The sequence below is a fragment of the Erythrobacter sp. SG61-1L genome (assembly GCF_001305965.1).
In the GTDB taxonomy this organism is placed as follows: domain Bacteria; phylum Pseudomonadota; class Alphaproteobacteria; order Sphingomonadales; family Sphingomonadaceae; genus Andeanibacterium.
In genome coordinates this window covers 2,569,959-2,591,920 of sequence record NZ_JXQC01000003.1, presented here as the reverse complement: position 1 = coordinate 2,591,920, position 21,962 = coordinate 2,569,959, and the positions used below count along the sequence as shown (strand labels likewise).

The 21,962-nt window shown below is 62.8% G+C and carries 16 protein-coding genes; 5 read left to right on the top strand and 11 right to left on the bottom strand.

Annotated elements, in window-relative coordinates; all coding sequences use genetic code 11:
- Window positions 1-207: 207 nt before the first annotated feature.
- Together SZ64_RS12630 and polA are read right to left on the bottom strand one after the other, a co-directional pair.
- Window positions 208-1,239, bottom strand: a complete 1,032-nt coding sequence (locus SZ64_RS12630; protein ID WP_054531149.1) for a mechanosensitive ion channel domain-containing protein — start codon at window positions 1,237-1,239, stop codon at window positions 208-210.
- Entirely contained in the window at window positions 1,236-4,124 is a 2,889-nt protein-coding gene (gene polA / locus SZ64_RS12625) for a DNA polymerase I (RefSeq protein WP_054531148.1), read from the bottom strand. The genes SZ64_RS12630 and polA overlap by 4 nt, the downstream gene beginning before the upstream one ends.
- Before the next feature lie 286 nt (window positions 4,125-4,410).
- Between polA and SZ64_RS12620 the strand changes: the two genes are divergently transcribed.
- Window positions 4,411-4,632, top strand: a complete 222-nt coding sequence (locus SZ64_RS12620) for a hypothetical protein (RefSeq protein WP_054531147.1) — start codon at window positions 4,411-4,413, stop codon at window positions 4,630-4,632.
- Window positions 4,633-4,874: 242 nt separating this feature from the next.
- Here SZ64_RS12620 and bla read toward each other — a convergent pair whose 3' ends face one another.
- The 4 genes from bla to SZ64_RS12600 form a co-directional block, all read right to left on the bottom strand.
- Window positions 4,875-5,903: a class A beta-lactamase gene (bla, locus tag SZ64_RS12615; protein WP_054531146.1), complete on the bottom strand. Its 1,029-nt coding sequence runs from the start codon at window positions 5,901-5,903 to the stop codon at window positions 4,875-4,877.
- A 195-nt stretch (window positions 5,904-6,098) separates the two neighbouring features.
- Window positions 6,099-7,736: a chaperonin GroEL gene (groL, locus tag SZ64_RS12610; RefSeq protein ID WP_054531145.1), complete on the bottom strand. Its 1,638-nt coding sequence runs from the start codon at window positions 7,734-7,736 to the stop codon at window positions 6,099-6,101.
- A gap of 55 nt (window positions 7,737-7,791) precedes the next feature.
- The gene (gene groES, locus SZ64_RS12605; protein ID WP_054532243.1) at window positions 7,792-8,079 is read right to left on the bottom strand and encodes a co-chaperone GroES; all 288 of its coding nucleotides are present in this window, start codon (window positions 8,077-8,079) and stop codon (window positions 7,792-7,794) included.
- A 122-nt stretch (window positions 8,080-8,201) separates the two neighbouring features.
- Window positions 8,202-9,590, bottom strand: a complete 1,389-nt coding sequence (locus tag SZ64_RS12600) for an MATE family efflux transporter (protein WP_054531144.1) — start codon at window positions 9,588-9,590, stop codon at window positions 8,202-8,204.
- A 217-nt stretch (window positions 9,591-9,807) separates the two neighbouring features.
- On the opposite strand from SZ64_RS12600, the gene SZ64_RS18950 reads away from it, so the two are divergent.
- A complete protein-coding gene (locus SZ64_RS18950) occupies window positions 9,808-10,359 on the top strand; it encodes a c-type cytochrome (protein WP_241773036.1) in 552 nt (183 codons plus the stop codon).
- A 227-nt stretch (window positions 10,360-10,586) separates the two neighbouring features.
- Here SZ64_RS18950 and rplL read toward each other — a convergent pair whose 3' ends face one another.
- From rplL to SZ64_RS19025, 5 genes are all read right to left on the bottom strand, one after another.
- Complete coding sequence (rplL, locus tag SZ64_RS12590; RefSeq protein WP_054531143.1) at window positions 10,587-10,964, bottom strand: 50S ribosomal protein L7/L12; 378 nt, start codon at window positions 10,962-10,964, stop codon at window positions 10,587-10,589.
- 75 nt (window positions 10,965-11,039) lie between these two features.
- A complete protein-coding gene (rplJ, locus tag SZ64_RS12585; RefSeq protein WP_054531142.1) occupies window positions 11,040-11,555 on the bottom strand; it encodes a 50S ribosomal protein L10 in 516 nt (171 codons plus the stop codon).
- Between the two features lie 318 nt (window positions 11,556-11,873).
- Entirely contained in the window at window positions 11,874-12,095 is a 222-nt protein-coding gene (locus SZ64_RS12580) for a helix-turn-helix transcriptional regulator (RefSeq protein ID WP_054531141.1), read from the bottom strand.
- On the bottom strand, window positions 12,095-12,631 hold the full coding sequence (locus SZ64_RS12575; protein WP_054531140.1) for a DUF2975 domain-containing protein: 537 nt from the start codon (window positions 12,629-12,631) through the stop codon (window positions 12,095-12,097). Before SZ64_RS12575 ends, SZ64_RS12580 begins: the two co-directional genes overlap by 1 nt.
- Before the next feature lie 22 nt (window positions 12,632-12,653).
- Entirely contained in the window at window positions 12,654-12,782 is a 129-nt protein-coding gene (locus SZ64_RS19025) for a hypothetical protein (RefSeq protein WP_277813741.1), read from the bottom strand.
- A gap of 15 nt (window positions 12,783-12,797) precedes the next feature.
- On the opposite strand from SZ64_RS19025, the gene SZ64_RS18650 reads away from it, so the two are divergent.
- The 3 genes from SZ64_RS18650 (at window position 12,798) to rpoC (ending at window position 21,763) form a co-directional block, all read left to right on the top strand.
- Window positions 12,798-12,950, top strand: coding sequence for a hypothetical protein (locus tag SZ64_RS18650; RefSeq protein ID WP_156313638.1), 153 nt, complete (start codon window positions 12,798-12,800; stop codon window positions 12,948-12,950).
- A 252-nt stretch (window positions 12,951-13,202) separates the two neighbouring features.
- Window positions 13,203-17,378 carry a DNA-directed RNA polymerase subunit beta gene (rpoB, locus tag SZ64_RS12570; protein ID WP_054531139.1) on the top strand — a complete coding sequence of 1,392 codons (4,176 nt, stop codon included), beginning with the start codon at window positions 13,203-13,205 and terminating at the stop codon, window positions 17,376-17,378.
- A gap of 77 nt (window positions 17,379-17,455) precedes the next feature.
- The gene (gene rpoC, locus SZ64_RS12565) at window positions 17,456-21,763 is read left to right on the top strand and encodes a DNA-directed RNA polymerase subunit beta' (protein ID WP_054531138.1); all 4,308 of its coding nucleotides are present in this window, start codon (window positions 17,456-17,458) and stop codon (window positions 21,761-21,763) included.
- Window positions 21,764-21,962 lie beyond the last annotated feature (199 nt).

Below are 21,962 nucleotides of genomic sequence, written 5' to 3'. Positions count from 1 at the left end.
TCCCGCTGGGGGAGGGGCGGGGTAGCCTGAGCTATTGCAAATCGTCATCCCAGCGAAAGCTGGGATCGCTCACCTCGCAATGCGAGTTCGCCAAATGAGCGGTAGCAAGGTCTGCCCATTTTGGGACGGGCGAATTCTCGACCCTGCAATCTGCCGACAGCGATCCCAGCTTTCGCTGGAATGACGACACGGGAAGAGAGTAGCCTCCTACCCCTTCAAAGCCTCAGGCATATTCTCGCGCAGCCACTCGATCATCGCCTCACGCATGTCGAGGCGCAGGCGGGCGAGGTCTGCCGCATTGGCTGCGCTGACCAGCAGTTTCAGCTGCACGCCATCGATGGTCACGTCTGATACCTGCAATTCGCCGGTGCGCCTGTCCCATTGCGGGCGCGTGGCCAGCGCCGCCAGGAAGGCTTCGCGCATGGGGGCAATGGCATGGCCCGATGCGATGGGCAGCACCACCGATCCGGTGAGGCCGCCGGAAACGCGGGTCCAGTTCTGGAAGCTGGTGTCGAGGAATTTGGAAGTCGGCACGATCAGGCGGCGCTCGTCAGCCGTGCGGATCACCACATAGGTCAGGCGGATATCCTCCACCCGGCCCGTCTCATGCTCGATCACCACCAGATCGCCGATGCGGACCGGCTCGGTCAGGGCCATCTGCATGCCCGCGATCAGCGATTTGAGTGCGGGCTGGGCCGCAGCGCCCACGGCCAGGCCGGCAAGGCCAGCCGATGCCATCAGGGTGACGCCCACATTGCGCACGCCGGGAATGCCCAGCAGCATCAGCGCCACGGTGACGAATACGATCACGAAGCCAGCAGTGCGCGAAAAGATCGCGATGCGGGTGCGGCGGCTGCGGGCGGTCTGGTCGTCTGCCGAAAGCTCCGCCCGGCTGTCCATGGCGAGAGCGAAGGCCTTGATCAGCGAGAAGGCGACCCAGCCGAGCAGGGCGGGCACCACGAAGCGGGCCACGCTGTCCCACAGATGGGCGAGCGAGGGCTGGGCCTCCGCCGCGATGGACAGGCCCACTGCCACCAGCGACCAGCGCAAAGGTTGGCGCAGCCGGTCGAGCACCAGTTCGTCAGACTGCAATTGCGACAGCCGCGTGATGCGCCCGGCAATGGCGAAGATCAGGAAATGGAGCGCGATGGCCACGGCCACGGCGATCCCGGCGGCGACAGCGGCACCGGTCGCTTCCTTGGCGAGCAGGTGCAGGCTGTCGCCGAAGGCCGGGTTCAATGCGCGTCCCCCCAATCGGGGCCGGTGCCGATCTCCACGCCCAGCGGCACATCGAGCTTCACGGAGGGCCCGGCGGCTTCGGCCATCACACGCTCGATGATCGGGGACGCTGCCTCAACGTCAGCCTCGGGCAATTCGAACACCAGTTCGTCATGCACCTGCAGCAGCATCTTCACATGGCCCAGCCCGGCTTCACGCAGGGCGGGCATCATGCGCACCATGGCACGCTTGATGATGTCGGCGCTGGTGCCCTGGATCGGCGCATTGATCGCCGCACGCTCGCTGCCTGCGCGTTCGGCCTGATTGCCGGAACGGATGCGCGGGAACCACGTCTTGCGGCCGAAAAGCGTTTCAGAATAGCCGCGCTCCCGCACGCTCTCCAGCGTTTCGTGGATATAGCGCTGAATGCCGGGGAACCGCTCGAAATAGCGGTCGATCATCGCCTGCGCCTCGTCGGCCGGAACGCCCAGCCGCGTCCCCAGCCCCCAGCGCGAAATGCCGTAGAGGATGGCGAAGTTGATCGTCTTGGCGCGGGCGCGCGTGTCGCGATCGACATGGCCGAACATTTCCTCCGCCGTGCGGGCGTGAATGTCCTCACCGCGGGCAAAGGCTTCCTTCAGCGGCGGCACGTCCGCCATATGGGCGGCAAGGCGCAGTTCGATCTGGCTGTAGTCCGCCGCGAGCAGCACATTGCCCGGCTCGGCCACGAAGGCCTTGCGGATCTGGCGGCCGATTTCTGTGCGGATCGGGATGTTCTGCAGATTGGGATCGGTGGAGGAAAGCCGCCCGGTCTGTGCGCCCACCAGGCTGTAGCTGGTGTGGACGCGCCCGGTCTTCGGGTTGATCGCAGCCTGCAGCGCATCCGTGTAAGTGCTCTTGAGCTTGGCCAGCTGGCGCCAGTCGAGCACCTTCTGCGCAATATCTGCCCCGGATGAGGCAAGGCCTTCCAGCACCGACTGGTCAGTGGAATATTGGCCGCTCTTGCCCTTCTTGCCGCCCTTGTGGCCCAGCTTGTCGAACAGGATACGGCCCAACTGCTGCGGGCTGCCGATCGTGAATTCTTCACCGGCCAGTTCGTGAATCTGCATTTCCAGCGCGCCCAGTTCCTCGGCGAATTCGCCGGAGAGGCGGGCGAGCTGTTCGCGGTCAACGCGAATGCCGTTGCGCTCCATCTCGGCCACTACCGGGATCAGCGGGCGGTCCACCCGCTCATAGATGCGCGTGCCGCCTTCTTCAGGCAGCCGGGGCTTGAGCAGCTTCCACAGGCGCCAGGTGACGTCGGCATCCTCGGCCGCATATTCGGTCGCGCGGTCCAGCGGTACTTCGGCGAAGGAAATTGCCTTCTTGCCGGTGCCGCATACGTCCTTGAACGCCAGCGGCGTATGGGAGAGGTGGCGCTGCGAAAGCTCGTCCATCCCGTGCCCGCCGCCGATCCCGTCGAGCGAGCGTCCGGCATCCAGCGCGAAGCTGACGATCATCGTATCGTCGATGGGCGCCACCGCGATGCCGTAACGGGCCAGAACGTTGAGATCGTATTTGATGTTCTGGCCTATCTTCAGCACCGCATCGTCTTCCAGCAGCGGCTTGAGCAGCGCCAGTGCCTCCTTCAGCGGAATCTGGTCGGCGCGTTCGGCGAACATGTCCGTGCCGCCATGGCCCAGCGGAATGTAGCAGGCCTGGTTCGGCCCCAGCGCCATGCTGACGCCCACCAGATCGGCCTGCATCGCATCCAGGGCGCTGGTTTCCGTGTCGATCGCCACCACTCGCGCCGCATGGGCGCGGGCGATCCAGCCTTGCAGCTCCTCCACGCTCTGCACCGTGGCGTAGGCGGAACGGTCCACCGGCGGCATTTCAAGTGCAGGCTGGCGATTGCCCTCGGAAGAGGCAGCTTCGCCCTTGCGATCCGCCTTGGCGGGATTGAGCTGCGTCTTGCGTTCCGGGCTGCCGCGCCCGTCGCCCAACCGCTTGAGCAGGCTGAGGAAGCCGTGCCTCTCAAGGAAGGTGGCCAGCGGGTCTTTGGGGATTTCGCCCAGCTCGAAGGATTCGAGCGGCAAGGGCAGGGGGCAATCCTGCTTCAATTCCACCAGTTCGCGGCTCAGCCGGGCCATGGCCACGCCTTCCAGCAGGCGCTCGCGCAGCTTGGAAGGCTTCATGCCTTCCGCCGCCGCCAATGCGCTTTCCAGATCGCCGTGATCCTGGATCAGCTTGGTGGCCGTCTTGGGTCCGATGCCGAAGATGCCGGGCACATTGTCCACCGAATCGCCCATCAGGGCCAGCACGTCGCCCACCTTCTGCGGGGGCACGCCGAACTTCTCGACCACTTCGGGAATGTGGATGCGCTGGTTCTTCATCGTATCCAGCATGTCGATTTCCGCGCCCGTCACGGGATCGGCACCGATGAGCTGCATCAGATCCTTGTCTGAAGAGACGATGGTCACGTCCCAGCCCTGCCGCGTTGCTTCGCGGGCATAGGATGCGATCAGGTCGTCCGCCTCGAATCCGGCCTCCTCGATGCAGGGCAGGCTGAAGGCCCGCGTAGCATCGCGAATCAGGGGGAACTGGGGAACCAGATCTTCCGGCGGCGGGGGGCGATTCGCCTTGTAGTGTTCATAAAGCTCATTGCGGAAGGAGGTGCCGGACTTGTCGAGAATCACGGCAAGGTGAGTCGGCCCGTCCGCCTTGTGCAGGTCGTCCGCAAGTTTCCACAACATCGTAGTGTAGCCATAGACCGCGCCCACCGGTGTCCCTTCCGGGTCGGTCAGCGGAGGCAGGCGGTGATAAGCCCGGAAGATGTAGGACGAGCCGTCTACAAGGTAGAGATGCCGCTTGGGCTCGGCCAGGAGTGGCGCTTCAGCGGGCGTTTTGTCATGTGATCCGGTAGACATGGCGTGGTGGTAGCAGTGTGCCGGGGCGAGGTCAGCCCCAATCGCACGTGGCATTTGCCCTGCATCTGGAGCGGGGAAGTGCTGTCATAAACCGGACGTATTTTGCGTTCAGATGGGCTGTTGTAGGGTGCGCGAAAGGGTGCGACACTTCGCACTCGCAGCTAACATGCTTGCATCCCCCTGAATTGGACATTATTTGTCCCCTCCGAAGTCTGCTTGAGACGGCAGGCTTTGCGTGCGGCAGCTTGCCGTGCGTAGTCTACTCGCTGTTCAAGGATTACTATTCATGCGCAAGATCGTTCTCGCCGCCGCTGCTGCCGGCGCTGCTCTGACCCTCGCGGCTTGCTCTTCGGAAGCTACCGAAGAAGCCACCGAAGAACCCGCAATGGAAGAAGCCACCGACGCCGCTACCGATGCTGCGACCGACGCTGCTACCGACGCTGCGACCGACGCTGCTGCTACCGAATCGGCCACTCCGGCTGCTTCGGAATCGGCTGCCGCCGAGTAATCTCGGGGTTCGATCCGAATTCAGAAAGGGCGTGGCCGCAAGGCCGCGCCCTTTTTGTTTGCCCGCAATCCGCGCCTCGGCCGGATGGGGGCAGAATGCCCTGTGGCCAAGCGGCAGGGAAGAAGAGGTTCATCGGCGCTGTGCGCGTCGGTACTCGCCGGGGCCGGAGGCGAACTACCTCCTGAGGGCATGCAAATCCGCTGGCGGGAATACCCGCAGACGGAAATAACAATGATTTCAGATCAATATTCGGACGGGTTGCCGTAGCCGCTGGCGCTCAGGCGAACGCGTGCAGGCTCGGAAAAGCCATCATAGATGGCGCGTGCAATGGTCGCGATGCGGCCGGTGCGATAATTGCGATCCATCCCGCCGCCGGTGACATAGATCGCCACCGCGATCGAATGCCCGTCCGGACCGGTAATGATGCCGACATCGCTGGAAGTGTTATAGAGCGATCCGGTCTTGTGGGCGACCTGCACGTCGGCGGGCATCTGGCCCTTGATCCGATTCGCGCCGGTCTTGCAGTTTTCCATCGTCACAATCAGGAGGTCACGGCTCGATTTGCTGAGCCACTTGCCTTCGTGAAGCCCCTTGAGCAGCTGGGTCATGGCCAGCGGCGTCGCTGAATCGCGCGGGTCGATATAGAGCGAGGGGTCGAATTCAGTTTCGTCGCGCACCAGCGTGGCAATGTCGCGATCAAGGCTGAAGCCGTCGATCCCGGCGCGCTTCTTCACCCATTCGCTGACAACTTTCGGGCCGCCGATAACGGCAAGCAAGCCATCGGTTGCCTGATTGTTGCTGTGCACCAGCATCAGGTCGATCAGTTCGCGGGCGGGAAGCAGCCTGCCAGGCTTGACCGGCGCCACCTTGGTGGAAAGCTTCTTCGATGCCAGCGGCACCATCAGCGGGAACTTGTCGTCCAGGCTCCAGCGGCCCTTGTCCACGCCTTCCAGGAAGGTGGCGGCAATGGCGATCTTGCTGGTGCTCGCCATGGGGAAGCGCTGGCTGCCCAGCACGGAAACCTGTTCGCCTGTGGTAAGGTCGATCGCGGCAACGCCGATGCGGCCATTGGTGCCATCGGCCAGCTTGGCGACATATTGTTCGAGAGCGGAACCGCTGCCCTGCTGGAACATACGCGGTGCGCGCGGTTCGGTTCCGAAAGCCTTGTCGAAGGCGGCCTCGAAGTTCTCGGCCCCGGCCTGGACAGGTGCGAGCGCGGCCGCACCGAGTGCGAGCGCTGCGAAAACCCTGCCTATCGTGCCGACTGCCATGCGAACAAAATGCCCCTTCAAGCTTGGGAAACTATTAATCACGCTTTTTTGCTTTGCAATCAAGGGGTCGATGAAACGACTCGTCTCAAGGGACGAATGGAGTGCTGCAGAGGGTTTTGCGCCGCATGACGGGCAAGACAAAGGGCCGGGAAATCGCTTTCCCGGCCCTCGATCTTTTTCGCGGAGACGCTGGGCTTAGAAGCCCATGCCGCCCATGCCACCCATGTCGGGCATTGCCGGGGCAGGCTTGTCTTCCGGCAGTTCGCTGATCGCCGCTTCGGTGGTGATCAGCAGGCCGGCGACCGAAGCCGCGTCCTGCAGAGCGGTGCGGACAACCTTGGTCGGATCGACCACGCCAGCCTTCACGAGGTCTTCATAGACGTCGGTCTGGGCGTTGAAGCCGAGGTTTTCGTCATTGCCGTCCAGCAGCTTGCCCGAAATCACCGCGCCGTCATGGCCGGCATTCTCGGCAATCTGGCGAACCGGTGCGTAGAGCGCCTTGCGGACGATATCGATGCCGCGGGTCTGGTCGTCATTCGCGCCGGCCAGGCCTTCGAGAGCCTTGGTGGCATACAGCAGAGCCGTACCGCCGCCGGGGACGATGCCTTCTTCAACCGCAGCGCGGGTCGCGTGGAGAGCGTCGTCGACGCGGTCCTTGCGTTCCTTCACTTCGACTTCCGAAGCACCGCCGACCTTGATCACGGCAACACCGCCGGCCAGCTTGGCCAGACGTTCCTGCAGCTTTTCACGGTCGTAATCGCTGGTGGTGACTTCGATCTGGGCGCGGATCTGTTCGACGCGAGCCTTGATCTCGTCGGCATTGCCGGCGCCATCGACGATGGTGGTGTTGTCCTTGTCGATGGTGACCTTCTTGGCCTGGCCGAGCATGCCAACGGTCACGCTTTCCAGCTTGATGCCCAGGTCTTCGCTGATCATTTCACCGGCGGTGAGGATCGCGATGTCCTGCAGCATGGCCTTGCGGCGATCGCCGAAGCCCGGAGCCTTGACGGCGGCAACCTTGAGGCCGCCACGCAGCTTGTTGACCACCAGCGTCGCCAGCGCTTCGCCTTCGATGTCCTCGGCAATGATGAGGAGCGGGCGGCCCGACTGCACGACCGCTTCGAGGATCGGCAGCATGGACTGGAGGTTGGAGAGCTTCTTCTCGTGGATCAGGATATAGGGATTATCCAGTTCCACGGTCATCTTTTCGGGGTTGGTCACGAAATAGGGCGACAGATAGCCGCGGTCGAACTGCATGCCTTCCACGACATCGAGTTCGAATTCGAGGCCCTTGGCCTCTTCCACGGTGATCACGCCTTCCTTGCCGACCTTTTCCATCGCTTCCGCGATCTTCTGGCCGACTTCGGTGTCGCCATTGGCCGAGATGATGCCGACCTGGGCGACTTCCTGCGAACCGGTCACGGCCTTGGAGCGCGACTGGAGGTTTGCGATCACCTTGCCGACAGCCAGATCGATGCCGCGCTTCAGATCCATCGGGTTCATGCCGGCGGCAACCGACTTCATGCCTTCGCGCACGATGGCCTGGGCCAGTACGGTGGCAGTGGTGGTGCCGTCACCGGCGAGGTCGTTCGTCTTCGAAGCGACTTCGCGCAGCATCTGGGCGCCCATGTTCTCGAACTTGTCCTTGAGTTCGATTTCCTTGGCGACCGAAACACCGTCCTTGGTGATGCGGGGAGCGCCGAAGCTCTTGTCGATCACGACGTTGCGGCCCTTGGGGCCCAGCGTGACCTTCACGGCATTGGCGAGCGTGTCGACGCCCTTGAGGATGCGTTCGCGTGCGTCGCGCGAAAACTTCACGTCCTTGGCAGCCATTGTTCCTGTTCCTCTCTAGAGAATGTGGGAGTGAAAAAAGCGCTGGTGGATCGCCTCAGGCGATCACGCCCAGAATGTCGCTTTCCTTCATGATCAGCAGATCCTGACCGTCGACCTTTACTTCGGTGCCGGACCACTTGCCGAACAGCACGCGGTCTCCAGCCTTGACGTCGAGCGGGGTGATGGTGCCGTTTTCAGCGCGGGCGCCGGTGCCGACGGCGACGATTTCGCCCTCGCTCGGCTTTTCCTTGGCGCTGTCGGGGATGATGATGCCGCCAGCCGTCTTTTCTTCGGCTTCGATGCGGCGAACCAGCACGCGGTCGTGCAGCGGACGGAATGCCATGATGATGACCTCTTCCAAAAAAATTGATAACAGCGTTGGCACTCTGACTCTGAGAGTGCCAGCGGCGGGCATATGGGTGCGCCGCCCGGAAGGGTCAAGGCGATTCAGATGAGAAAATTATCCTAAGCGGCAATAAGTGGCAGCAGGCCCAGCCGCTCCCGCCGCATCCAGCGCCGCAGCATCAGCGCCGCCACTACCGCAAGGCCAACCGCGAGGCCGATCCACACGCCGGTTCCGGCCATCGGCGTATAGAAACCCAGCAGCAGCGAACAGCCGAGCCCGGGCACCCAATAGCCGAACACGGCATAGGCCATCGGCAGGCGTGTATCCTGCAGGCCTCGCAATGCGCCCATCGTCACGGCCTGCACGCCGTCCACCAGCTGGAAAGCGGCGGCCACCACCATGTAGCTGACGGCAAAACGCACCATTTCCAGATTGGCCGGATCGGTAACGTCCACATAGATCGACAGGAGCGGGCGCGGTGCCAGCAGCATTGCTGTTGCGGCAATCGCCATGAAGCCTGTGCCGGCGGCCACGGCTGCCCAGCCCGCAAGGCCGATGGCAGGGATGTTCCTGCCGCCATAGTGGAAGCCCACGCGGATCGCCGCGGCCTGCCCGATGGCGAAGGGCACCTGGAAGGTGAAGGAGGCAAGGTTGAGCGCCAGTGTATGTGCGGCCAGCTCAGCCGGGCCGATCCGCCCCATCAGGAAGGCAGCGCCGCTGAAGAAACCCGCTTCAGCGACCACCGTTACTGCCACCGGCGTGCCGATCTTCACGATCTCGACAAAGCGCGTCCATTCCGGGCGCCAGAAGCGGCCCCAGATGTAATAGCGGCGCAGGATGCGGTTCTGCTGGATCGCGACGACATAGGCAGCCAGCCCGCAGACCGAGGCGAAGATCGTGGAAATGGCCGCGCCTTCCAACCCCAGGGCCGGTGCGCCGAAATTGCCGAAGATCAGGATGTAATTGCCGATGCCGTTCACCACTACGCCCAGCCCGGTGATCACGGTGGCATAGACCGGCCTGCCCAGTGCCGAGACAAAAGTGCGCAGCACATTAACCAGGATCGTGCAGGGCATCGCCCACAGCAGCAGGTCCAGATAGCTATCCGCCAGCGCGGCAATGGCTGGGGACTGGCCCGTCAGCCGCATCAGCGCCTCGCCCTGCGCGCATAGCACCATGCCCACGGCGGAACTGGCGATTGCCAGCCACAGGGCCATGCGCGTGGAACGGCGCACTTCGCGCACCGCGTGTTTGCGCCGGCCGAGTTCTGCCGCGATCAGTGCTGCGACCGAGCCGGTCAGGCCGGACAGGCTCCACACGATCACGCCATAGATGGCGATGGCCAGGCTGGTGGCGGCCAGCGGTTCTTCCCCCAGCCGGGCGACGAAGATCACGTCGATCGCATGGGTGGCCATCTGCAGCAGCCCGGCCAGCGACAAGGGCACCGCGAGGCGCAGCGTGGCGGCAAGTTCGGATCGCCATGTCGGATGGTCGGCGTGGGTAAACATCGGCCGGCCCGGATAGGCGCGGGAGTGTCGGGGAGGAAGTAACAATCGTTACCGCCGAAAGGAATGGAAGCACTTTGAGGCCCGCGTGCCACAGAATGGCGCATAGGGTGCTTGCAAACGGCGCAACATGGCCAGTTTGGGCTTGGCAGAACCCCGGCTTGAGTGCATGGGCCAGCCCGTTTTTATTGAGTCGCATGACGTGGCAGGAGGCCTGGTGATGAAATCTGTGAAACTCGCTTCGATGACGGGGCTCGCGCTGCTTCTGGCTGCGTGTGGCGGCGCAAGCAGCGAAGAGCCGACCGCGGAAGAAACCACCGCGGCTCCGGCCGTGGAAGAATCCGCCACGCCTTCGGAAGAAGCCACTCCGGCTCCGAGCGAAACGCCCTCGGCCAGCGCCACCCCGACCGAAGCGGCCACCAAGGCTGCCGCCACGCCGACCCCGACTGCCAGCGCGACTGTCGCCGCTGCCGCTCCGGCAACGCCGCCGGCCGGTTTCAACATGTGCAAGGCCTGCCACTCGGTCGAAAAGGGCAAGCATGGCATCGGTCCGTCGCTTGCCGGCGTCTACGGCACCAAGGCTGGTGATATTCCGGGCTACGAATTCAGCAAGCCGATGAAGGAATCGGGTCTCAAGTGGAACGACGCCACGCTGGACAAGTACCTGACCGATCCGCGCGGCACCGTTCCGGGCACGAAGATGAGCTTCGCCGGCCTGAAGGACGATGCCAAGCGCAAGGAAGTGATCGCATACCTCAAGACGCTCAAGTAAGCGGCTGGCGGGCACCGTTCCCGCACAGGCAATTGAAAAGGGCCGGGGCAATGCTCCGGCCCTTTTGCTTTGGAGTGCCCGTCAATTCCCGCGTTCTCTCCCATCCCTCCGGCACCGGATGCGGAGGGTGGATGAGGCCTGAGGGCGAGCGAAAGCGCTCCAAACGAAAAGGGCGGCACCCTGCGGTGCCGCCCTTCGCGTAAATCGTCCGGCGAACCGGAAGAAGATTACTTGAGCTCGACGGTGCCGCCGGCTTCTTCGATCTTCTTCTTGATTTCTTCGGCTTCAGCCTTCGAAACGCCTTCCTTGATGGGTTTCGGCGCTTCTTCAACCAGAGCCTTGGCTTCGCCCAGGCCCAGGCCGGTGATGGCGCGGACTTCCTTGATGACGTTGATCTTCTTGCCACCGTCGCCAGTGAGGATCACGTCGAATTCGGTCTTTTCTTCAACCGGGGCAGCATCGCCACCGCCAGCGGCGGGAGCGGCAACGGCCACGGCAGCAGCGGCGGAAACGCCCCATGCTTCTTCGAGAGCCTTGGCGAGGTCAGCAGCTTCGAGAACGGTGAGCTGCGACAGTTCTTCAACGATCTTGGCGATATCGGCCATTTGAATGTACTCCAATCAGATAGGTTGGCCCGGCCGGGACGATCCTGAACCGGGTGAATTCGCGGGAAAAACCTCTTACGCGGCGTCCTTGGCGGCATATGCGCCGAAAACGCGGGCAAGCTTGGCTGCCGGGGCGGTCGAAAGCTGGGCGACCTTGGTCGCCGGAGCTTGGACCAGGCCCACCAGCTTGGCACGCAGTTCGTCGAGCGAGGGCATCGAGGCGAGAGCCTTGACGCCTGCTTCGTCGAGCAGGGTGCCGCCCATGGAACCGCCAACGATTTCCAGCTTCGGGTTCGCCTTGGCGAAATCCACGGCAGCCTTCGCGGCAGCAACCGGATCGACCGAAGTCGCCAGCGCCGTCGGGCCGGAAAGGTAATCTTCCAAGCCTTCGAATTGCGTGTCCTTGAGGGCAAGCTTGGCAAGACGGTTCTTCGCAACCTTGTAGGACGCACCGACTTCACGCATCTTCGTGCGCAGAGCGGTGGACTGAGCCACCGTCAGGCCGAGATTGCGGGTGACAACCACCACGCTCACCTCGTTGAAGTTCGCGTTGAGCTGGGCGACCGAATCGGCTTTTTGCGAACGATCCATGCCTTACTCCTTCACAATGGTCGCCCGGTTAGGCTCCGGACGACCGGCTACGTTTGACCGTACCGAATATCGGCACGGGCGAGTCCGTTGAAGGGAAGGAGGTGCGCACCATCCGATTGGATAAGGGGCGCGAATGAGGCATTGCACGCGGCGAATGCCTTTAATCTCTTTCCCGTCTAGGCTGGAAATTAAGGAGGCCATATTGCCTCCACCAACTGTCTCGGACGGATGACCGAAAGGCGAAAGGCCCACCGGTCAGGGCGGGCCTCTAGCGTTTCCGGGGTATTTGTCAAGAAAAGCTGCGGGGATGGGCGGATTTCAGCCTTGCGCTTCTTCCGCACCGTCATAGCCCAGCAAATCGCCCGGCTGACAATCGAGTTCCCGGCAGATCGCCTCCAGCGTGGAGAAGCGGATTGCCTTGGCCTTGCCGGTCTTGAGGATCGAGAGATTGGCCAGGGTCAGGTCGATCCGTTCGGCCAGTTCCGTCAGCGTCATGCGCCGGGCGTGCAGCAGGTCGTCCAGTTTCACGATTACCGGCATCACACGGTCCCTTCCAGCTCGTCGCGCATCTGGGCGCCGCGTGTAAAGACACGTGCCAGGATGAAAAGCACGATGGCAAGGCCGATCCCGGTAAAGGAGATGTCGCTGTCCATCTGGAAGCTGCCCTCCTTCACATTGCTCTCCAACCAGGTCGCCATCATGGCGATCGGCAGGTCCACCAGTTGCACCACGATCGCCAGCCAGCCCATGCGGCGCAGCCTGCGGGCGTTTTCCAGCGTGAAGGGATCGCCGAGGCCTACCGTGTCTATGATCCGGCCCAGCTGAGTGACGAAATCGTACATCAGGCCCAGCGATATTAGGGCCAGGAACAGTACCAGCGTCAGCCCGCCTGTCAGTTCCGCCACGCTGGCCGGTTCCACCGAGATGGCGATATTGTCGGCGATCAGGCTGGAATCGACCACGCTAACCGCCATGGCGACGCCGAGGCCGATCATCCCGATGACGAGGGCGATGCGCACCAGGATGGTGCCGCCCTTCGCCACGATCAGCAGCGGATCCCTGTTGCCCTTGGTCATGGATTGGCTCCTTTCGGCCGACTCAGGCGAGCTGGGGCGCGGCATAGGCCGCAATGGCAGAGCCGGGCACGGTAATCACCGGGGCCCAGAGCGCGACGGCGATGAACAGGGCGGCAAGGCCGGTCGCGGCGTTGGAGGCATATTTGGTCATTTGCCGATCTCCGATATGGCTGATATCGATAAACAATATGATGAGTCGGATTTATTGTCAAACGATAATATCGAAAAACGATATTTCACTTATCGTTTTGCGGAAATTCGGCGCTTTGCCGCCGTCTCGCGTGGGCGCTTGGGGGCCATATTGCGCTGCAGCGTTTGACAGAATCGGGCCTGCTTCCTATATCCACGCCTGTCGGATCGCTTCGAGCAAAGCGGGCCCTGCGCGGGGGCTTGCTCAGGAAGGAAGCGCCAACATTCCATAATCGCGACGCAAGCTGCAGCTGCGGCCCCGGTGGGGTGCGTATGCCTGCGGCTTTTTGGCGTTTCGCAATATGGGCCACTCGCGTGTGGCAGAATTCATAAAGTCGGCGTGTAGAGGCGCCGGCGCAACGAAGAAGAGGCAATCTCCTCCATGGCAAGCAAGGCGAAAGCTCCCGCCATTTCCGGCACCGCCAAGAAGCGCATCCGCAAGATCTTCGGTGACATCCACGAAGTGGTGCAGATGCCGAACCTGATCGAGGTTCAGCGCGAAAGCTACGAGCAGTTCCTGCGTTCGAACAAGGAAACCGGCTATGTCTCCGGCCTTGAAAAGACGCTGCGCTCGGTTTTCCCGATCCGCGACTTCGCCGGCAGCGCCGAGCTGGACTTCGTCCATTACGAGCTGGAAGACCCCAAGTACGACACCACCGAGTGCCGTCAGCGCGGCATCACCTTCGCCGCGCCGATGAAGGTTACCCTGCGTCTGATCGTGTTCGAAGTGGACGCGGAAACCGAAACCCGCTCCGTCCTCGATATCAAGGAGCAGGACGTGTACATGGGCGACATGCCGCTCATGACCGAGAACGGCACCTTCATCGTCAACGGCACGGAACGCGTGATCGTCAGCCAGATGCACCGTTCGCCGGGCGTGCTGTTCGACCATGACCGCGGCAAGACGCACTCTTCGGGCAAGTTCCTCTTCGCTGCCCGCGTGATCCCCTACCGTGGTTCGTGGCTGGACTTCGAATTCGACGCCAAGGACATCGTGAACGTGCGTATCGACCGCAAGCGCAAGCTGCCGGTCACCTCGCTGCTTTATGCCCTCGGCATGAATGGCGAGGAAATCCTCAACCACTTCTACAACACCATCACCTGGGCCCGCGTTTCGGGCAAGAACGGCGATGGCTGGAAGATCCCCTTCGTGGCCGAGCAGTGGCGCGGCCAGAAGCCGGGCTTCGCCCTGATCGACGCCAATACCGGCGAAGAAGTGTTCCCGGCCGGCCAGAAGATCAGCCCGCGCGCTGCCAACAAGGCGGCCAAGGACGGCCTGACCGACCTGCTGATCCCGACCGAGGAAATCTTCGGCCGTTATGCGGCCAATGACATGATCGACGAATCGACCGGCCGCATCTGGATCGAAGCGGGTGACGAAGTCTCGCCGGAAAATCTCGATGCGCTCGACAAGGCCGGCATCGACCGCCTCGAACTGCTCGACATCGATCACGTCAACACCGGCCCGTGGATCCGCAACACCCTGCAGGTCGACAAGGCCGAGAACCGCGACGAAGGTCTGGAAGCGATCTACAAGGTCATGCGTCCGGGCGAACCGCCGACGAAGGAAACTGCCGAAGCCCTGTTCGAAGGCCTGTTCTTCGACGGCGACCGTTATGACCTCTCGGCCGTGGGCCGCGTGAAGCTCAACATGCGTCTGGGCCTCGAATGCGAGGACACCGTCACCACCCTGCGCAGCGACGACATCCTCGCCGTAGTCAAGGAACTGGTGAACCTGAAGGACGGCAAGGGCGAAGTCGACGACATCGACAACCTCGGCAACCGCCGCGTGCGTTCGGTGGGCGAGCTGCTGGAAAACCAGTACCGCGTCGGCCTGCTGCGCATGGAACGCGCCGTGAAGGAACGCATGAGCTCGGTCGACGTGTCGACCGTGATGCCGAACGACCTGATCAACGCCAAGCCCGCTGTGGCCGCGGTTCGCGAGTTCTTCGGTTCCTCGCAGCTCTCGCAGTTCATGGACCAGACCAACCCGCTGTCGGAAGTCACTCACAAGCGCCGCGTTTCGGCACTGGGGCCGGGTGGTCTTACCCGTGAGCGCGCCGGCTTCGAAGTCCGCGACGTTCACCCGACCCACTATGGCCGTATCTGCCCGATTGAAACGCCGGAAGGCCCGAACATCGGTCTGATCAACTCGCTGGCCTCGTTCAGCCGCGTCAACAAGTATGGTTTCATCGAAACCCCGTATCGCCGCGTGGTGGACGGAACGGTGACCGGCGAGGTCGTGTATCTTTCCGCCATGGAAGAACAGAAGCACGCCGTCGCCCAGGCTTCGGCCGAACTGGATGCGACCGGCCGCTTCGTGGAAGATCTCGTCTCCGCCCGTGAAAACGGCGAATTCGTGATGCTGCCGCGCGAACAGATCACGCTGATGGACGTTTCGCCCAAGCAGCTGGTCTCGGTCGCCGCTTCGCTCATTCCGTTCCTGGAAAACGACGACGCCAACCGCGCACTGATGGGCTCGAACATGCAGCGTCAGGCCGTGCCGCTGGTGAAGGCGGAAGCGCCTTTCGTCGGCACCGGCATGGAAGAAACCGTGGCCCGCGATTCCGGCGCCGCCATTGCCGCACTGCGCGCCGGTGTGGTGGACCAGGTCGACGCGACCCGTATCGTTATCCGCGCTTCGGGCGATATCGAGCCGGGCAAGTCGGGCGTGGACATCTACACGCTGCAGAAGTTCCAGCGTTCGAACCAGAACACCTGCATCAACCAGCGTCCGCTGGTGAAGGTGGGCGACCTGATCGAAAAGGGCGACATCATCGCCGACGGTCCCTCGACCGAGCTGGGCGAACTGGCGCTGGGCCGCAACGTGCTCGTCGCGTTCATGCCCTGGAACGGCTACAATTACGAAGACTCCATCCTGATCTCCGAGCGGATCGTGAAGGAAGACGTCTTCACCTCGATCCACATCGAGGAATTCGAAGTGATGGCCCGCGACACTAAGCTCGGGCCTGAAGACATCACCCGCGACATTCCGAATGTGGGCGAGGAAGCCCTGCGCAACCTCGACGAAGCGGGCATCGTCTACATCGGCGCCGAAGTGCATCCTGGCGACATTCTGGTCGGCAAGATCACGCCCAAGGGCGAAAGCCCGATGACGCCGGAAGAAAAGCTGCTGCGCGCCATCTTCGGTGAAAAGGCCAGCGACGTGCGCGACACCTCGCTTCGCCTGCCGCCGGGCGTTGCCGGCACCATCGTGGAAGTCCGCGTCTTCAACCGCCACGGTATTGAGATCGACGACCGTACCCGCGCGATCCAGAACGAGGAAATCGAACGCCTCCGGAAGGACGCCGAGGACGAACGCGCGATCCTCAACCGTGCGACCTACAACCGCCTGCGCGAAATGCTGGCCGGCCAGGTCGCTTCTGCTGCCCCCAAGGGCATCAAGAAGGGCACGGAGATCGACGAGGAACTTCTCGAAAGCGTCGAGCGCCACGAATGGTTCAAGTTCGCTGTCGCCGATGACGCCCGCCAGAGCCAGCTGGAAGCCGTGAAGGCCCAGTATGACGAGGCGGTGAAGCTCATCAACGACAAGTTCGAGGACCGCCGCGAGAAGCTGGAACGGGGCGATGAACTCGCACCGGGCGTGCTCAAGATGGTCAAGGTCTTCGTCGCGGTGAAGCGCAAGCTGCAGCCGGGCGACAAGATGGCCGGCCGTCACGGCAACAAGGGTATCATCAGCCGCATCCTGCCGGCCGAAGACATGCCCTTCCTTGAAGACGGTACTCCGGTGGACTTCGTGCTGAACCCGCTGGGCGTGCCTTCGCGCATGAACGTCGGCCAGATCTTCGAAACCCATCTGGGCTGGGCCGCGCGCGGCCTTGGCCGCAAGATCGGCGATGCTCTGGACGCATGGCGCGAAGCCAATCCGAATCCCGAAGCCGGCGCACCGCCGGAAGCGGTCAAGGAACTGCTCAAGGAAGTCTACGGCGAGAACTACTCTGACGAGATCGAGAGCCGCGGCACCGATGCCATCGTGGAACTGGCGCAGAACGTCCGCAACGGCGTGCCCATGGGCTCTCCGGTGTTCGACGGCGCGGTGGAAGCCGACGTTTCGGCGATGCTCCGCATGGCCGGGCTCGACGAATCCGGTCAGGTGACCCTGCTCGATGGCCGTACCGGCGAGGCGTTCGACCGCAAGGTCACCGTCGGCTGCAAGTATGTCCTGAAGCTGCACCACCTTGTCGACGACAAGATCCACGCCCGTTCGATCGGCCCCTACTCGCTCGTCACCCAGCAGCCGCTGGGCGGTAAGGCGCAGTTCGGCGGCCAGCGCTTCGGGGAAATGGAAGTGTGGGCACTGCAGGCTTACGGCGCGGCTTACACGCTGCAGGAAATGCTGACGGTGAAGTCGGACGACGTGGTCGGCCGCACCAAGGTCTATGACGCGATCGTCAAAGGTGACGATACGTTCGAGGCCGGCATTCCCGAAAGCTTCAACGTGCTCGTCAAGGAAATGCGCAGCCTTGGCCTCAATGTCGAACTCAAGTCGGTTGAAGACGAAGAGGACGACGAAGGTTTCGCCGAGGCGGCGGAGTGAGTCCGGCGGCCCTGCCTTTCTGAGGCAGGGCCCCGCCGCTTCGCACCAGAGATTGACCCTGCAGAGGGACTGAAGACATGAACGACCTGACGAAATTCACCAACCAGCTGGCCAAGCCGGACACCTTCGACCAGATCCAGATCGGGATCGCCTCGCCTGAGCGCATCCGTTCCTGGTCCTTCGGCGAGATCAAGAAGCCGGAAACGATCAACTATCGTACCTTCAAGCCGGAACGCGACGGCCTGTTCTGCGCGCGCATCTTCGGCCCCGTGAAGGATTACGAGTGCCTGTGCGGCAAGTACAAGCGCATGAAGTACAAGGGCGTCGTCTGCGAAAAGTGCGGCGTCGAAGTCACCGTGACCAAGGTGCGCCGCGAGCGCATGGGCCATATCGAACTGGCCGCGCCGGTCGCGCACATCTGGTTCCTCAAGTCGCTGCCCTCGCGCATCGGCCTGCTGCTCGACATGCAGCTCAAGCAGCTTGAGCGCATCCTCTATTTCGAAAGCTACGTGGTGATTGAGCCGGGTCTGACCCCGCTTGAGAAGTACCAGCTGCTGACCGAAGACGAGCTGCTCGACGCGCAGGACGAATATGGCGAAGACGCCTTCTCCGCCGGCATCGGCGCGGAAGCCGTCAAGCACATGCTGATGGATCTGGACCTTGTGCGCGAGCGTGAGGAACTGCTGGAGGAGCTGGCCACCACCAAGTCGGCCCTCAAGCCCAAGAAGATCATCAAGCGCCTGAAGGTCGTGGAAAGCTTCATCGATTCCGGCAACCGCCCGGAATGGATGATCCTGGAAGTCGTGCCGGTCATCCCGCCCGAACTGCGCCCGCTGGTTCCGCTGGACGGCGGCCGCTTCGCGACGTCGGACCTTAACGACCTGTATCGCCGCGTTATCAACCGTAACAACCGCCTCAAGCGCCTGATGGAATTGCGCGCGCCGGACATCATCGTCCGCAACGAAAAGCGCATGCTGCAGGAAGCCGTTGACGCGCTGTTCGACAATGGCCGCCGTGGCCGCGTCATCACTGGCGCCAACAAGCGTCCGCTGAAGTCGCTGTCCGACATGCTCAAGGGCAAGCAGGGCCGCTTCCGTCAGAACCTGCTCGGCAAGCGCGTCGACTATTCGGGCCGTTCGGTCATCGTGACCGGTCCGGAACTCAAGCTGCACCAGTGCGGGTTGCCCAAGAAGATGGCGCTCGAACTGTTCAAGCCGTTCATCTACGCCCGTCTGGACGCCAAGGGTCTCTCCATGACCCTGAAGCAGGCCAAGAAGTGGGTCGAAAAGGAACGCAAGGAAGTCTGGGACATCCTTGACGAAGTGATCCGCGAGCACCCGGTTCTGCTGAACCGCGCGCCCACGCTGCACCGTCTGGGAATTCAGGCCTTCGAACCCGTGCTGATCGAAGGAAAGGCGATCCAGCTGCACCCGCTCGTCTGCTCGGCCTTCAACGCCGACTTCGACGGTGACCAGATGGCCGTCCACGTGCCGCTTTCGCTGGAAGCCCAGCTGGAAGCCCGCGTGCTGATGATGTCCACCAACAACATCCTCTCGCCCGCCAACGGCAAGCCGATCATCGTGCCTTCGCAGGACATGGTGCTGGGCCTGTACTACCTCTCGATGGAGCGCGAAGGCGATCCGGGCGAGGGCATGATCCTGTCGGACATGGCCGAAGTGCACCAGGCGCTGGAAGTGAAGGCGGTGACGTTGCACACCAAGATCACCAGCCGCGTGCCGCAGACCGGCGAAGACGGTGTGGAGCGCATGGTGCGCTATGAAACCACGCCGGGCCGCATGCTGATCGGCGAATGCCTGCCCAAGAACCACAAGGTTCCCTTCGACGTCGTCAATCGCCTTCTCACCAAGAAGGACATCGGTGACGTGATCGACGAAGTCTATCGCCACACCGGCCAGAAGGACACGGTGCTGTTCGCCGACGCCATCATGGCGCTGGGCTTCCGTCACGCCTGCCGCGCTGGTATCTCGTTCGGCAAGGATGACATGATCATCCCGGCTTCGAAGACCGAGCTGGTCGATCAGACCAAGGCCCTGGTTGCCGATTACGAGCAGCAGTATCAGGACGGCTTCATCACCCAGCAGGAAAAGTACAACAAGGTGATCGACGCCTGGAGCCGTTGCGGCGACCAGGTGGCGAATGCCATGATGGAAGAACTGCGCGCCACTCCGCTGGACGAGAACGGCCGTCAGAAGCCGATCAACTCGATCTACATGATGAGCCACTCCGGCGCCCGTGGTAGCCCGGCCCAGATGAAGCAGCTTGGCGGTATGCGCGGCCTCATGGCCAAGCCGTCGGGCGAAATCATCGAGACGCCGATCATCTCGAACTTCAAGGAAGGTCTGACCGTTCTTGAATACTTCAACTCCACGCACGGCGCCCGTAAGGGTCTGGCCGACACCGCGCTCAAGACGGCGAACTCGGGTTACCTGACCCGCCGTCTGGTCGACGTGTCGCAGGACTGCGTGATCGTCGAGGAAGACTGCAAGACCACGAACGCGCTGGAAATGCGCGCCATCGTGCAGGGCGGCTCCACCATCGCCTCGTTGGGCGAACGTATCCTGGGCCGTACCGCGGCCGAGGATCTGGTGAACGTCAAGACCGGCGAAGTGATCGTGAAGGCGGGCACGCTGATCGACGAACCGATGGTGAAGGCCATCGAGGAAGCGGAAGTGCAGTCGGCCAAGATCCGCAGCCCGCTGGTCTGCGAAGCTGCCCAGGGCGTGTGCGGCACCTGCTACGGCCGTGACCTCGCTCGCGGTACGCCGGTGAACATCGGCGAGGCCGTGGGCGTAATCGCGGCGCAGTCGATCGGTGAACCGGGTACGCAGCTGACCATGCGTACCTTCCACATCGGCGGCGCGGCGCAGGTAAACGAAACCTCGCACCTCGAAGCCATCTCGGTGGGCCGCATCGAATATCGCGACATGCCGACCATCAAGGACAAGCGCGGGCGCATGCTCTCGCTGGCCCGGAACGGCGAAATCCTCGTGATCGACGCGGAAGGCCGTGAACGCGAAATCCACAAGGTGCCTTACGGTACCGTCCTGATGCACAAGGACGGCGACAAGGTGAAGGAAGGCGATCGCCTGGCCGAGTGGGATCCGTTCACCCTGCCGATCATCACCGAACAGTCGGGCGTGGTACGTTACCAGGACCTGCTGGACGGCAAGACCCTGACCGAGCAGACCGACGAAGCCACTGGCATGACCAGCCGCGTGGTGACGGAATATCGCGCTTCGGCCAGCCGTTCCAAGAAGGAAGACCTGCGTCCGCGCCTGACCCTGCTGAACGAGGGTTCGGACGAGACCGAGGCGGCGCGCTACATGCTCGCCCCGGGCACGACGCTGTCGGTGGAAGACGGCCAGCAGGTCGAAGCGGGCGACATTCTCGCCCGTGCGACCCGCGAAGCCGCCAAGACGCGCGACATCACCGGCGGTCTGCCGCGCGTTGCCGAACTGTTCGAAGCGCGCAAGCCGAAGGATAACGCGATCATCGCCAAGATCAGCGGCCGGATCGAATTCGTCCGTGACTACAAGGCGAAGCGCAAGATCGCGATCATTCCCGAGGAAGGCGAACCGGTCGAGTACCTGATCCCCAAGAGCAAGGTGATCGACGTTCAGGAAGGCGACTTCGTGAAGAAGGGCGACAACCTGATCTCGGGCAGCCCCGATCCGCACGACATCCTCGAAGTGCTCGGCGTGGAAGCGCTGGCCGAATATCTCGTGGCCGAAATCCAGGAAGTCTATCGACTCCAGGGCGTGAAGATCAACGACAAGCACATCGAAGTGATCGTTCGCCAGATGCTGCAGAAGGTCGAGATCACCGATGGCGGGGACACCACCCTGCTGCCGGGCGAACAGGTCGACTACGAGGAAATGAACGAGGTCAACTCCAAGCTGCCCAAGGGCAAGCAGCCGGCCAGCGGCAACCCGGTTCTGCTGGGTATCACCAAGGCCAGCCTGCAGACCCGTTCGTTCATCTCGGCCGCTTCCTTCCAGGAAACCACCCGCGTGCTCACGCAGGCGGCCGTGGAAGGCAAGAAGGACACGCTGATCGGTCTGAAGGAAAACGTGATCGTGGGCCGTCTCATCCCCGCCGGTACCGGCGCGGGCATGAACCGCATCCGCGTCGCCGCTTCCAGCCGCGACGCCGCACTGCGTGCCTCCTACCGCAAGCTGCAGGAAGTGATCATCGCTCCTGACAGTGCGGAAGAAGAACATGCCGCTGAACTGCTGCGCGATCCGGCCGACGATACCGGCAATGACGCGCTGGCCCGGGTGGAAGGCGAAACCCACGGCACCGATGCCGATGCGGGCGATTACCTGAACCCCGAAGCGGCTGACGAAGCAACGGGCGAGGAATAAGCCTCACCCGCCTTCGTGCGAAGGAACAGAAAACCCCGCCGGAGCGATCCGGCGGGGTTTTTCTTTGTTGCGGCTCGTGGCGCGCCTGACGGGGCTTTACCCAATGCGATCACAGCGGCTGCAAATCGGAAATGCAGCCGGCCAAGAGGGCGGGCCTATCCCAACAAAAAAGCCGGGGCACCTTGCGATGCCCCGGCCT